This window comes from Hymenobacter translucens (assembly GCF_020685205.1).
GTDB classification, from domain to species: Bacteria; Bacteroidota; Bacteroidia; order Cytophagales; family Hymenobacteraceae; genus Hymenobacter; species Hymenobacter translucens.
The window spans coordinates 43,478-56,487 of sequence record NZ_JAJERB010000013.1 but is presented as its reverse complement, the minus strand read 5'-3'; the positions used below and the strand labels follow the sequence as shown (position 1 = coordinate 56,487).

At 62.5% G+C, this 13,010-nt stretch carries 10 protein-coding genes; 4 read left to right on the top strand and 6 right to left on the bottom strand.

Translation table 11 applies throughout. The features are described from left to right. Positions 1–144 precede the first annotated feature (144 nt). From LJY25_RS20605 to LJY25_RS20595, 3 genes are all read left to right on the top strand, one after another. Positions 145–1,239 (top strand): DUF3419 family protein, encoded by a 1,095-nt coding sequence (locus LJY25_RS20605; protein ID WP_227610358.1) that lies wholly within the window; start codon positions 145–147, stop codon positions 1,237–1,239. 295 nt (positions 1,240–1,534) lie between these two features. Further along, complete coding sequence (locus LJY25_RS20600) at positions 1,535–2,731, top strand: phosphotransferase (RefSeq protein WP_227610357.1); 1,197 nt, start codon at positions 1,535–1,537, stop codon at positions 2,729–2,731. Between the two features lie 263 nt (positions 2,732–2,994). Beyond that, positions 2,995–3,654 (top strand): hypothetical protein, encoded by a 660-nt coding sequence (locus LJY25_RS20595; protein WP_227610356.1) that lies wholly within the window; start codon positions 2,995–2,997, stop codon positions 3,652–3,654. Positions 3,655–3,685: 31 nt separating this feature from the next. Here the strand turns inward: LJY25_RS20595 and LJY25_RS20590 are convergent, their stop codons facing one another. From LJY25_RS20590 to LJY25_RS20580, 3 genes are all read right to left on the bottom strand, one after another. After that, positions 3,686–4,747 carry a hypothetical protein gene (locus tag LJY25_RS20590; protein WP_227610355.1) on the bottom strand — a complete coding sequence of 354 codons (1,062 nt, stop codon included), beginning with the start codon at positions 4,745–4,747 and terminating at the stop codon, positions 3,686–3,688. A gap of 67 nt (positions 4,748–4,814) precedes the next feature. Further along, the gene (locus LJY25_RS20585) at positions 4,815–7,424 is read right to left on the bottom strand and encodes a PEP/pyruvate-binding domain-containing protein (protein WP_227610354.1); all 2,610 of its coding nucleotides are present in this window, start codon (positions 7,422–7,424) and stop codon (positions 4,815–4,817) included. Continuing rightward, a complete protein-coding gene (locus LJY25_RS20580; protein WP_227610353.1) occupies positions 7,393–8,295 on the bottom strand; it encodes a UbiA family prenyltransferase in 903 nt (300 codons plus the stop codon). The genes LJY25_RS20585 and LJY25_RS20580 overlap by 32 nt, the downstream gene beginning before the upstream one ends. 257 nt (positions 8,296–8,552) lie before the next feature. On the opposite strand from LJY25_RS20580, the gene LJY25_RS20575 reads away from it, so the two are divergent. After that, on the top strand, positions 8,553–10,784 hold the full coding sequence (locus LJY25_RS20575) for an efflux RND transporter permease subunit (RefSeq protein ID WP_227610352.1): 2,232 nt from the start codon (positions 8,553–8,555) through the stop codon (positions 10,782–10,784). Positions 10,785–11,005: 221 nt separating this feature from the next. Here the strand turns inward: LJY25_RS20575 and hemB are convergent, their stop codons facing one another. The 3 genes from hemB to LJY25_RS20560 form a co-directional block, all read right to left on the bottom strand. Next, positions 11,006–11,998, bottom strand: coding sequence for a porphobilinogen synthase (hemB, locus tag LJY25_RS20570; RefSeq protein WP_227610351.1), 993 nt, complete (start codon positions 11,996–11,998; stop codon positions 11,006–11,008). A 233-nt stretch (positions 11,999–12,231) separates the two neighbouring features. Beyond that, a complete protein-coding gene (locus tag LJY25_RS20565; protein WP_227610350.1) occupies positions 12,232–12,564 on the bottom strand; it encodes a hypothetical protein in 333 nt (110 codons plus the stop codon). A 236-nt stretch (positions 12,565–12,800) separates the two neighbouring features. Beyond that, the gene (locus tag LJY25_RS20560) at positions 12,801–12,986 is read right to left on the bottom strand and encodes a hypothetical protein (protein WP_227610349.1); all 186 of its coding nucleotides are present in this window, start codon (positions 12,984–12,986) and stop codon (positions 12,801–12,803) included. Positions 12,987–13,010 lie beyond the last annotated feature (24 nt).

Genomic DNA, 13,010 nt, shown 5'->3' with positions numbered 1-13,010 from the left:
TGCAGCCGAACGAACATCGTAATAACGACTTATGTAATCCTGATAAGGCCCTTGACAATGTGGGCCTGCGGTTCGCAAGCGGACAACAGATTAAGGATGACAACAACCAACAAGCAACAATCAACAACTAACAAGCACCACCCCATGCAATCCGAATTCTATAACGTGGAGCTGGACCGGCTGCGCTATTCGCTGGTGTGGGAAGGCAGCGCTACGCTCTACCAGGCCCTGCAGCTCCAGCCTACCGACCACGCCCTGATTATCTGCGGGGCCGGCTGCAACGTGCTCAATACCCTGCTGCAGGCCCCGGCCAGCGTCACGGCCATTGACCTGAACCCGGCTCAGAGTCGCCTGCTCCAGCTGAAGCAGCACGTTATTCAGCACCATGCCCACCCGGTTTTTCGCGGACTGATAGGCTTTGATGGCCCCGACGCCGCCCGGCAGGCCTGGGCGGAGGTGCGCGCTACGCTGGGGGCCGAAGAGCAGCCGTACTGGGAGTCGTTTTTCGCCAGCCACCCGGGCGGCATCCTCACTGCGGGCCGGCTGGAAAGCTTTATTACTAACTTCTTTGCTACTCTCGACGCCGCCGCTCAGGCCCGGCTTCGCCACCTGCTGTCGTTCGACAACGAGGAGGCTCAGCACCGCTACTTTGTCTCTGAGGTGGAGCCCACCGACTTCCGCCGGCAGTTCATCGATTACTTCGACGAGGCTAACCTGAGCAAGGGCCGGGACCCGAAGCTGTTCAAGTACGCGGAAGAATCGGGCGGGGAAGCCTTCTTTGCCCGCCTGCGCCGCCACCTGGGCACTCAGCTGGCCCGGGACAACTTCTTTCTGCGCTTCTTCTTCTTCGGCCCCGAACTGCCCGACCACGTACTGCCACCCTGCTACCAGGCTGCCCACTACGAAACGCTCCGCCGCCAGCTGCCGACGCTCCGGATTGAAACCGGCGAAGCCATCGACTTCCTGCTCTCGGAGGAAGGCCGGATCATTACCAAGGCCAGCCTGTCCAACATCTTTGAGTACGTGAGTCCAGCCGAATTTGAGCGGGTCTGCCAGGCCCTGGGCCAGCGCGGGGTTCCACTCCGGGTGGTATTCTGGAACCTGCTCCTGAGCCAGGCCGAGGCGCGCACTGCAACTATTCCGCTGCTGGCCGCCGAGTCCGCAAAGCTGTCGGCTCACGAGGCCTGCTTTTACTTCCGCAACGTGCGGGTGCTGAGCTGGGAGCCCAGCGGCGACTAACGCCCGCCTACCGGGCTGCTTCGCCTGCTGCGGACAGTCGGCATCAACGAAAAAATACTGCTCAATAGGCGAATAAGCCTGTGTTTTTTTCGGCTTGAAAAGTCTGATTTTCTGGTAGGTGAATGAGGGTATAAACGCACGCAGAAACTTTATTTCGGTTTGCTGGCAACGAATCCAGGCCAGTTGATATCCTCTCTGAAAAGTCCCTGAAAATCAGAAATTGGTATCGACAGTGGCGGACCGAAGCACTAATCTTCGGAAAGTTTCAACGGCTACCCTTTCCAACCCTACTGCCATGTTCCTTTCCGACTACCTCAGCCCCGCCTTCCTCGAAACCATTATGCAGGAGCACGCCCCTCACCGCCGCATCCGGGTGGAGCAGGTGGAGCTGCTGCCCGTCGACAACTCCTCCAGCATCCTGACCATCCTGACTGCCGGGCAAACCGAAAAGCCGGTCGGCCACTTCGGGCTGTCGGTGACCATGCAGGTGGACGGCACCCGCCATACCAAGCGGCTGGTGCTGAAGCTCAAACCCAACGGCCGGGAAATCTCGGCCATGCTCGGCGGTCTGGCCCAGGCCTGCGGCGGCGTGGTAGCCGCTACGTATCCGGCGTACGAGGCCCTGACCGGCTTTGAGCACACCCATTGGCGGGAGCTGCGGGCCTATGAGGAAACCAGCGCCCTGCTGCCCGAGGTGTGGGCCACTCACGCCAACGAAGCCGACCAGACCTACGTGGTGCTGATGGAGTACTTAGAAGACGTGGAGCTGCTGAACTCGGTAATGGCTCCCGAGCAGTGGACCGACGAGCATATCCGCACGGCCCTCACTCAGCTGGCCGACTGGCACGCCGACCATCTGGTAGCCGGCTACCTTCGCCTCAAGTACTACGGTGAGGATGTTCCGTCCGGGGAGTTTATGCAGCGCATGGCCCCGCTCTGGACGGCCTTGCTCACCAACGCCGCTACCCACCTGCCCACCCAGTACGGCCCCGAGCGGGAAATCCTGCTGCGCCGGGCCATTGCGGGTATCCCCACGTACTGGTCGGAGCTGGAAGACATGCCCAAGACGCTTATTCACAACGATCTGAACCCCCGCAACACTTGCTTTAAGCGCAACGCCGCCGGGGAGCTGCAGTTCTGCGCCTATGACTGGGAGCTGGCCACCTACCACGTACCCCAGTACGACGTAGCGGAGCTGCTGTGCTTTGTGCTGGACGCCGACCGGTACCACCTGCGCCCGGTGTACCTGGAGCACTACCGCCAGGCCCTGCACGCCCGCACCGGCCAGTTTGCCGACCAGGCCGCTTTCCGCCGCGGCTTCGACCTGGCTACCGTTGACTTTGGCCTGCACCGCCTGGGCATGTACCTGATGGCCCACTCCCTGAGCCCCTATCCCTACCTGCCCCGGGTAATTGAAAGCTTCTTTAACTCCCTGGAGCAGGGGCAGGCCGAGCAAAGCTTTCAGCCCAAAGAATACCAGATGGCCGGCTAACGGTGGCTGCAAATAAGGTGAGTGAGTTAGAGCTATCCGAATCTATAGACTACCTGGATATTCGATTTAGAAGCGAATCATTACCTGCGAATAGCTATGCATTATGCGGAAAAGCAGCCCCTTGGTGAGAGAGGGGCTGCTTTTTTAGTTAGCCGGCGCGGGAATTCGCGCGGTGAACACTGGATAGCGACAGGAGCCTAAGCAGCTCCAGTTTTATCAGCACTGCCTGCAACGCTTTTTCACTTGTATAACTCTGTCAGCAGATGAACTATCGATATGTGATTATCTGCCCGGCGCTGCTGGCACTACCCGGGTGCGTTGCGCTAAACTCTCACCAGACGGGCCGGACGCTGGGAAAAGACGCGTACCTGGCCACCGCCAGCCTGAATGCCGGCAAGCTGGATGCACATGCTTACAGCTTATCGTCCGATTCGTCAAAGACTTCCTATTTCGTCGTGGGTGAAGCGTCGGCAAAGTATGGCGTAAATGAAAGGGTGGATGTCGGGGTCCGGGTGAATACTTCTACCCAGCTCACCCTGACAGGCAAAGCGCAGATAGCGGGAACCCAGCACTCCCGGTTTGCTTCGAGCGTTGGCCTAGAGGCAGGGGCCAGCCCGGTTGCCCTGTTAATGCTGCAGACCTTGAGCTATAGCGGGTCCGTTGCATCTTTTTCTTCCGTGCACATGAATGAGAAGCTGACGTTTACCTTTTCTCCCCGCTATACCTTTTTGAGGTTTTCCAATCTTACCCGGCAGTATGGATTCACCGAATCCAGCCATATCTATGGCTACTCAGTAGGCGTAATTTGGGGGCGGCAGCATCAGTTCAGTGCCGAATTCTCGCAATACACCAGCAACCAACGCTTCTCGTTTGCGCAGCACCCTCAGATCAGCATTGCGTACCTGCTCAACGGCACCGACTAGGCGGAGCGTCCGCTGACGCACGAGGCTAAGGCTACATCAGCTCTTTCCTAAACAGCGCATAATGCGCCTTTTCCACCGGCAGGCTCTGGGTGAAGTGCAGGGAAAAGTTGTCGGAGCGCATCAGACAGAACAGTACGTCCTGGTAGTAGTCGCGGAAGGCCTGCATGGCATACGCCGCGAGCAGCGACATCAGGCCCTGCTGCCGAAAGTTGGGGTGGACGCCCACCGTCTTGGCCAGCAGGGTCTGGTGAGTTAGCTGCGGGTAGTCGCGCTCGAAGACCGGGTGCTGATGGGCCGCAAGATTCAGGGCCGTGTAGTTGGGGTGGCAAAGGCTGAGGGCAGCCAGCCGCCCAGTTTTCTGGTCGCGAAACAGCACCGAGGAGTGAGGGCACAGCCGTTCGGCGTACTGCCGGTTATACAGCAGCCGGAACTGGGGTTTGGTGACCGGCTTGTAAGCAGGGTTAGCCCCGAAGATCTGCTCAATCAGCTCGAACAGCTCGTCTTCCAGCACGTCCCAGTTGTGGTGGGTGACGGGGATGAAGTCGAACGGAATGCTGTGGAGGGCTTCGAGGATCTGATTTTTCTGCTCGTAGGTCAGCTCCACGTCCCGGGAGCGAAGCAGGCGGCTTTCGAAGGTGATGCTCGGCCGGAAGCCCAGCCCGTGCAGCAGCGCTTCGTAGTAAGTCGGGTTGACCGGCTCCCGGTCGAACTGCTGCCAGGAGGGTGCCGGGCCCAGGCGCAGGCGGTAGCGGTGGTAGGTGTTGAAGTGGTAGGGGCCGGTGAGGCTGGTCTTGCCCAGGCGGCGGGCTTCTTCTTCCAGCAGACGAAAGGCCGCGGCGTTATCGACGGCGTTATCGGCCGTTTCCCAGAATCCAAAATAGGCCTCGGTGCCGGCGTACGGAAAGATGCCCACCAGTCGCACCGTGCGGTGGTTGGTGTACAGCACGATGACGTGGCTGCCGGCCTGCTGGCGCAGCAGCTCCTGGATTAGCTCGGCGCTTTCCTCCGGCCGGTAAGGCAGCCCCTCATATACAGCGGCGGGCAGCGTGAAAAACGAGTCGGGCAATTCGCTGGGGTAGGCAATACGCTCCATTGCTTGAGGTTCTGATTGGTACGTTAACGTTCTACCGGCGTGACTGGGGCCGGCTTATTGTACAACCTCACTGTTTCACTACCTCGCCGGTAGCGCCGTCCATCATGACCTGGTCGCCGGAATGGAGCTGGGTGGGAAGGCCGGGGATGTTGATGATGGTGGGAATGCCCAGCTCCCGCAGCAAAATAACCGAGTGCGACAGCGCCGAGCCCCGCTCGATAAGCACGCCGCGGCAGGAGGGAAACAGGCCCGCCCAGCCCGGGTCGGTGCGGGGCGCCACCACGATCTTGCCGGTTACGGCCAAGCTGTCGTCGGGGCCGTTGATAACCAGCACCTCCCCGGTTACCCGGCCCGGAAAGCAGCCGGTGCCTTTCCAGTGCCCTGGAATGGCCAAGCTGGGCGCGGCGGCCGGCGGCCGGCTTGGTACCATCAGGCGGGAAGGCGCGTCTTCGCGCTGATACTGCTCGAACTCCGCCCGGCGGCTGGCTGCCAGCTCAACCCAGTTGCCTGGGCAGCCAGGCTTCCCGACGGCCTGGGCTATTTCGTTTTCAGTCAGGTAAAACACGTCCTCTGGGGATTGTAACACCTGAGTGCCTGCCAGGCGCTGGCCGAGCTGCCGGTACAGCGCCCGGTACATGCCAAACAGGCGGGTGCGCTCCAGCCGCAGCTCTTCCCGCCGGCTCACGGCCTGCTGGAGCCGCTGCAGCCGACGGTGGGTGCTCCTTTTAAACCAGACTGGCCGGCTTTTCAGATGATCTGCCAGCTCGGCTTCGGCCGATTCGCGCAGGCTGGTGCCCAAAGGCTTAGCAGTGGTTGCCGCGGTTCCTTCGGCCGGCAGGTAATTCGCCAGGTAGCGGTAAAACAGCTGGGGGTCCGTACGCAGGGTAGCCGTTTCCAGCTTCAGCTCCCCGATGCTCCGGTCCCCATACGCATCGAGGTAGCGGGCCACGGCCTGAGCAAAGGCGGGCGCCTCGCTGGCAACCAGGGCCGGCAGCTCGGGCGTGGGCCGGCGCAGCAGGGGCAGCAGGGCCGGAAACTCCTGAATAACCCGCTGGGCCAGGGCCTGGAGCTCGTAGGCCGGCCGGGCGCTGGCCAGCTGCTGGTCGCCGGACAGGTAGCGGCTCAGAAACTCCTCGGGGTCGTTAATTCCGATACTTTTCAGCCGGCGCTGAGCCGCGCCATTCGTCATCATTACCCGAAAGTCGTTGATGATGGGTGTGGTCCAGTTGAGCAGCAGGCCCTGGTCAAGCCGTTCCTTTTCGGCCAGCAGCTCAACGGCGCTGAGTTGGTCCAGGGGCAGCTGGTAAAACCGGGTGTAGTGCTGGCGAAAGTGCGCGTGAAAGGCGGCGGTGCGGCGCGGCAGCTGCCCGAACGCCCAGAGCAGGCGGCTCAGGTTAAGCACGAGGCGGGGCAGTAGCCGGACTTTCTGGGCAAGGCTCGTTTCGGTGCTCTGCACGAAGTCGACCGGCTCTTCCAGGCCCATCATCCGCTCCATATCGGCTTTGTTCTGCCGAAACGAGGGAAGCAGCTGCAGGCCCTGGTACCAGTGGTTGATGTGGTAGTAGACGCGGCCGCGCACGAGGCCCAGCAGCTGCGTCACCACCGGCTCGTGCGTGGCTACAGTGGCCGCCGGCAAACCCAGCACCTGCATGGTCTGCCGGTACACGGTGGCGTAGGCGCGCTGGGCAAAGCTGAACGTGAGCGGCGTCGTGACCCCGCAGTAGCTTTCCTGGATGTTGGCGTTGTCGTATACTACTACCTCAGGAATAGCCTGGGTGATGGGCCGGGTCTGCACCACCCAGAGTTTATCCGGAGTAGCTACGAATTCCACGTCCTGGGGCGTGCCGGTAGCCTGTTCCAGCTCTCCGGCCAGGTGGACCAGCTCAGTAAGCTGGTCAGCTGTCAGGCAGGGCTGGCTTTGCTGCGCGGCCGGCACGGCTCCGGTTCCGGTGCCACCTTCCGTCAGGGCCATGATCTGCCGGGGCTTGTCGGCTACTTTGTGGTGGGTGGACGCGCCGGTTTTCTTATCAAAGTAAAACTCATCGGGCTCCAGGAACCCGCTCACGAGTCCTTCCCCGAAACCCCAGACGGCGTGAATAGCCAGCTCCTGCGGAAACTCGGGAAACGTAGTGAACAGCACCCCGGCCGCGGTGGGCGTTACCTGGCGCTGCACCACGATGGCGGGGCGGGCGGCCAGGGTCAGGCCGTGCTGGCGGCGGTACGCCAGGGCCCGGTCGGAGTAGGCGCTGGCGGCACATTCGGCAATGGCGGCCAGCACGGCGGGCAGGGACGTCAGATGCAGCCGGGAGTCCATCAGTCCGGGGAAAGCGGCCCGCTGCCCGTCCTCATCGGCCACCGACGAGCGCACCACCACCGGTAGCCTCGGAAAGTCCCAGGCGGCGAGCTGCTGGCTGAGCTGCCCGGTCAGGCTTTCGGATAAGGTAAACTGCCGCAGCTGAGTCCGGCGCTGGTTGAGTCCGGCTTCGGTGACCGGCCGGCCCGTCAGTACGGCGTCGAACACTTCGGCGGGAATTACCACGAAGTCAGGGACGGGCAGGCGCAGGGCGCGCAGGCGGAACAGGCCGGCAGCCTTGCCGCCGACGGTTGCGCCGGCGGGTGCCGGGACCGCGCCGGAAACAAGCTGGCTAGCGGCCGGAAGTGAGCTGGATTTCGACAAGGAGAAAAAGGTAGCTGCTCAGAATGAAAAGGGAAACCAGTAGTTCAGCCCGGCGCAGGGTTGCTTCCCGGGGCTTGCTCAGGCCCAAGCCATACACGGCGACGGTGGCCAGGTACAGGGCGGTCAGCACCCCAAAGGCCCAGGCCCCGGCCTGTACGCGGGTCAGCAGCCAGCCCTGCACGAGGCAGCCGGTCAGCAGCACGAGCAGAATCACCAGGATGGCGCGGCGGAAGCCCATGACAGAGGAGTAGGACGGCCACCCGGCGCGCTCGGCCTCGGGCACGTGAATCTTGCGGGCCAGCTCAAACGCAAAGCCGCCCAGCAAGCTCAGCAGCATCAGCAATAAAAGCAGGGGAGAGCCCAGGGGCTGGTAGGCCAGCCAGATCCACAAAATAATCAGAGGCATGATGAGCAGGTGGGACACGGCGTAGAGCACGAGGCGGGGCGTCAGGAAGGCCGGCACGTAGAACTCGTGCCGCATCAGCCAGCTGTACAGCAGCGCCCCGGCCCAGCCCGCCACCGCCGGCCAGCCCATCAGCATCGACCAGCCCAGCTCCACCAGGGCACCCGCCCCGGCCAGCACCTGCAGCTGCCCCAGCGTCACCCGGCCCGACTGCAGCACCCGGTGGGGGTGAAACTGACTGTCGATGGCGAAGTCCTTGAGCTCGTCGAACACCCGCAGGCGAAAGAAAAAGGAAATGGCGGCTACCGTGCCCAGGGCTTCGCGCCAGCCGAGCCGGGCCAGGGGACGGGCTTCGCCGTGGGCGAAGTGGGCTACGGCAAAAACCGTCAGAAACAGAATGGCAAATAGGCCCATGTTCACGGGCGGAAACCGTTCGCGCAGGTAAGCCCCGAGGTGACGTAGATTCATGGGTCCAAAGTACTGGCTAGTCGCAGGCCCGGGACAACCAGAATTCCCGATTTTCAGACTTTTCATTCCGGCCGGCGAATCAGCAATATAGCGGCTTTATCAATTCAGTGCCGGGGCCACCGGCTGTTTTTCAAATGCGCAGATCAGACTTTTGATGCGGAGGGCAATTCTGCCGGACGGTGGCGGATACCCGCCGGTCAGCCCCTACCTTGCTTCCCGACGCGCCCAGCCTACTGCCTGAGCTGCTTTCCGTGCTTATGATTGCTATTCTCTACAAGCTTCGCTACGGCCTGCTGGCCCTTACCCTGGTGGCCGTTGCCATGCTCGGGCCCGGGGTGAAGTCGGCTCTGGTGGTGGACAACAGCCTGGCGGTGTGGTTTCTGCCCGGCGACCCGGCCCTGAACGCCTACCAGGAGTTTCAGCGCCACTTCGGCAACGACGAAGTGGTGGTCGTGGTGGTAAAGGGGCAGCCCTCGGTGCTGAGCCCCGCGGACCTGCGGGGCTTCCAGGCCCTGAGCCGGGAGCTGGAAGCCTTGCCCGCGGTGCAGAGCGTGTTTGGGCCCGGCAACGCCACCGTGCCCCGGCGTGGGCCCACCGGCACCTACGCCGCCCCGCTGCTTGCTCCAACGACGGATGCCGCGACGGTGCAGGGAGTGCTGGCTCCGCTGCCCACCCTGCGGGAAGAACTTTTCACCCCGGATTACACGGCGGCCCGGTTTGTCATTGTGCTCCGGCAGGCCGGCAACTTCGACGAGCAGCGCGGGGCTATTCTCGACGGCATCCGCAACACGGTGTACCGGCACTTCCCGGCTTCGCGGGCTTCGCTGGGCGGCATTGGCGTCATCTACGCCGGCCTGAACGCTTTGTCGCAGCAGGACTTCGGCTTTTTCCTGGGCGTAGGCTACCTGCTGATGATTGTCGCCTTTGTGCTGATCTACCGGAACTTCGTGCTGCTGGCGTACGCGCTGGGCATCGTGGGCTTATCGACCTACCTGACGCTGGGCGTGTACGGAGCGCTGGGCTACCGCATCAATATCATGACGGTGCTGCTGCCGGTAGTCATCATCCTGCTCGGCCTGATGGATGCCCTGCACGTGGTAAACGAGCGAAACCAGCTCGAGGCGGCGGGCAGGGGCGACAGACGGGACTCGGCACTAAAGGCGCTGCGCGACACACTGTATCCCTGCGCCTACACCTCGTTTACCACGGCCGCCGGCTTTCTGTCTTTGCTTACCAGTCCGATGGCTATCCTGAAAAACTTCGGCCTGTTTGCGGCGTTGGGCATTGGGCTCTGTTTGGTGTACACCTACGTGCTGGGCGTGCTGCTGCTGCCGCTCGCCCAACCCAACGCACGCTCCACCCGGCAGGCCAGCACCGGCGTGGTGCGCTTCTACACCTGGGTGCTCCGCCACAAGGGCGTGTTGAGCGTGGCTTCGTTGCTTCTGATGCTGGGGCTGGCCGCCGGCGTGCCCCGCCTGCGCTCCGATACCTACACGTTGGGCTACTTCCCACCAGACCATCCGGTGGTGCGCGACCATGCTGCCATGCAGGCTGCCTGGGGGCCGTATCTGCCGCTGGAGCTGCTGGTGCGCCCCCGGCCCGGGCAGAGCCTGCATAGTGCGTCGGTAGTGCAGGCCGCCACGGCCTTTTCCGACTCGGTGCGTCAGGTGCCCGGCGTGGGAAAGGTGTTCGGGTTCCATTCGCTTTACCAGGCCGGGCTCGAAGCCGAGCTGGGAGCGAAAGGCCGGAAAGCCCTGGGCAGCCAGTCGGCGCTGAACCGGGCCGATAAGACGCTGCGGACGGAGTACCCAGCCTTGGCCGGGCAGTTTATGGCTGACTCGGGCCGGCTTGGGCGCATCACCGTGTCGGGCGCCATGCTCTCGGCCAGCCAGCTCACGGCCAAGACGGATTCCCTGCTCGGCATTGCCCGGGCCACGCTGGGGGCGGTGGCCACCGTAACGCCGGCCGGCTACCAGCCCATGTACGCGGGCATCGTCAGCTACGTCACCTCGTCCCAGACCAACAGCCTGCTGCTTTCCTTTATCCTGGTGTTTGCGCTGGTGTGGCTATTTATCCGCGACTTCCGCCTGGCGCTGCTCACCGTGATTCCCAACCTGTTTCCGGTGCTGGTGGTCCTGGGCGTGATGGGCTGGCTGGGCATTACGCTCGACACCGCCTCGGCCAGTATTGCCGCCATCGTGCTCAGCATCAGTGTCGACGATACGATGCATTTCGTGTATCAGTACCGGCAAAACCGCCGGGCCGGGCAGTCGCCCGAGCAGGCACGGCTGCACACCATTGCCCACGTGGGCCCGGCCATCGTACTAACCAGCGCCATTCTGTTTCTGGGCTATGCCTTTATGATGCTGGGCTCGCTCAAGACCGTGCAGCTGTTCGGCTCGCTCACCGCCGTAGCCATTGCCGGCGCGCTGCTGGGCGAGCTAATCATCTTCCCGATCGTGCTGGAGCGGTTTGATCGGAGGAAGTAGGAGTTGCTCCGCAGGAGCTAGTAGTCAGAAGGCCGATATAGAAAAAGGCGGTCATTCCGAGCGAAGTCGAGGAATCTCGCGTGCTTCGTTGGATTAGCAATCCAACGAAGCGGTAGAGATGCTTCGACTTCGCTCAGCATGACCGCCTTGACCGTAACAACGGCAGCACGCGAGATGCCTCGGCTTCGCTCGGCATGACGTGCTCTTCCGGGTGCTTTCCACTACCCCCGGCGCAATACCGCAGCGGCTTCCTTGGCGAAGTAAGTGAGAATGGCATCGGCGCCGGCACGCTTGATGCTGGTCAGCACTTCCATCATGGTCTTTTCGCCGTCGAGCCAGCCGTTCTGGGCCGCAGCCTTTACCATGGCGTACTCCCCGCTCACGTTATAGGCCGTGACAGGCAGGTTGGTGTGGTTTTTTACCTCGTGAATCACGTCAAGGTAACTCAGGGCGGGCTTCACCATCACCATATCGGCGCCTTCCTGCTCGTCGAGGGCCAGCTCACGCAGGGCCTCGCGGCGGTTGGCCGGGTTCATCTGGTAGCTTTTCTTGTCACCCTTCTTCGGGGCCGAGTCCAGCGCGTCGCGGAACGGGCCGTAGAACGCCGAGGCGTACTTGGCGGTGTAGCTCATGATGCTCACGTGCGAAAACGCGTTCTGGTCAAGCACGTCCCGGATCCAGGCCACGCGGCCGTCCATCATGTCGGACGGGCCAATGATGTCGGCTCCCGCCCGGGCCTGGGCCAAGGCCATCTGCCCCAGCACTTCCAGCGAGGCATCGTTCAGAATCTCGCCCGACTCGGCATCCACCACGCCGTCGTGTCCGTCGGAAGAATAGGGGTCCATGGCCACGTCGGTCATCAGCACCACGTCGGGAAACTGCCGCTTGATATCGGACACGGTTTTCAGGTACAGCCCTTCGGGGTTGGCTGATTCGCGGGCCAGACGGTCTTTAAGATTGTCGTTGATGCTGGGGAAGGGGGCAAACGCCTTTACGCCCAGCTCCACGCACCGCCCGATTTCGTCGATGAGCAGGTCGGCGGAAAAGCGGCTGATGCCCGGCATGGACAGCACCGGCACGTTCTGGTTCTGGCCCTCAATCAGGAACAGCGGGTAGATAAAGTCGTGGGTGGTCAGGCGGGTTTCCTGCACCATGTCGCGAATCACTTCGGACTTGCGGTTGCGGCGGGGGCGGTGGGTGGGAAGAATGGGCATCGGTTCAGTTTCAGGGTAAGCAACGGGGCAGAACAGCCGGGGCAAAGGTAAGGTTGCGGGGCGGCTTCCGGAATCCGGCCCTCATCGGCTGTCATAGCCGTTGGCACAACCGGCTCCGAGGTGATGAGTACGGCTTGGGGGAAGACGCTGAAATTGAAACGCCACCCGCTCGCTCCGGCAGCCTACCAGCGCAGCCAGCAGCTGAAAGGCACTGACAGCCCTCATCCGGGCGACTACAGGTTGAAGAATTCCTGGTAAATCTCAAGCCAGGCGTGCCGGCCCCCAATGCCAAAGGTGGCCACGACGTAGCCGAGGAGTACAATGGCCGCTGCTACGCCTAGCCCCAGCCAGCCTCCGAGCCCAATGCCTATGGCTACCCCGGCCGCTACCACCGCCAGGCCCAGTACGAAAATGCCCACGTGGACAATGCCTTCCCCATCGTCGTGCGGCCGTTTTTGGGGCTTCTTATCAACCGCTGCCACCGATTGGGCTGCCGAAGCCAGGGCCAGCCGGCCCCGGTTGATATGGGTGGGCCTGGCCGGGCGCGCAGCAACTCGTTGAACCAATTGCAGTCGACGGACCGAGGGCTGTGCCTGCCGGGGCAGAGCAGGAAGAGTGGCTGGCGCACCTGCCCGGACACTAGCAGCGCCTGAGGCAGCTGGTAGTGATGGCTGACCAAAGTCAAACGCCACTTTCTCGCTGCGGCAGCTGGTGATTACTAGAATGGTTGCCACAAGTAAGTAGCGCAGGAGAATAGACATGACCAAAGGTAAGCGGACTTGGATAGGGTGATTCAGAGCAGCTACCGCTGCTCGTAGCGCCAGAAATAGTACACCGCCCCGGCCAGCAACAGCATCAGGACCCCTATCAGCGGGATGTAGGAGCCCGGGATGCCAACGGCCGTAGCCGAAAGCAGCAGGATGGCCAACGTTGCCAGCAGGATAGCCAGCACCAGGGGCGAATAGTCGCGGGCAAGCCGGGGCGGCATTTTCTGGGTCAGGGGCCGGAGCAG

Coding starts and splice junctions, on each gene's coding strand:
- LJY25_RS20605 (WP_227610358.1), top strand. CDS start 145: ATGCAATCCGAATTCTATAACGTGGAGCTGGACCGGCTGCGCTATTCG.
- LJY25_RS20600 (WP_227610357.1), top strand. CDS start 1,535: ATGTTCCTTTCCGACTACCTCAGCCCCGCCTTCCTCGAAACCATTATG.
- LJY25_RS20595 (WP_227610356.1), top strand. CDS start 2,995: ATGAACTATCGATATGTGATTATCTGCCCGGCGCTGCTGGCACTACCC.
- LJY25_RS20590 (WP_227610355.1), bottom strand. CDS start 4,747: ATGGAGCGTATTGCCTACCCCAGCGAATTGCCCGACTCGTTTTTCACG.
- LJY25_RS20580 (WP_227610353.1), bottom strand. CDS start 8,295: ATGAATCTACGTCACCTCGGGGCTTACCTGCGCGAACGGTTTCCGCCC.
- LJY25_RS20575 (WP_227610352.1), top strand. CDS start 8,553: ATGATTGCTATTCTCTACAAGCTTCGCTACGGCCTGCTGGCCCTTACC.
- hemB (WP_227610351.1), bottom strand. CDS start 11,998: ATGCCCATTCTTCCCACCCACCGCCCCCGCCGCAACCGCAAGTCCGAA.
- LJY25_RS20560 (WP_227610349.1), bottom strand. CDS start 12,986: ATGCCGCCCCGGCTTGCCCGCGACTATTCGCCCCTGGTGCTGGCTATC.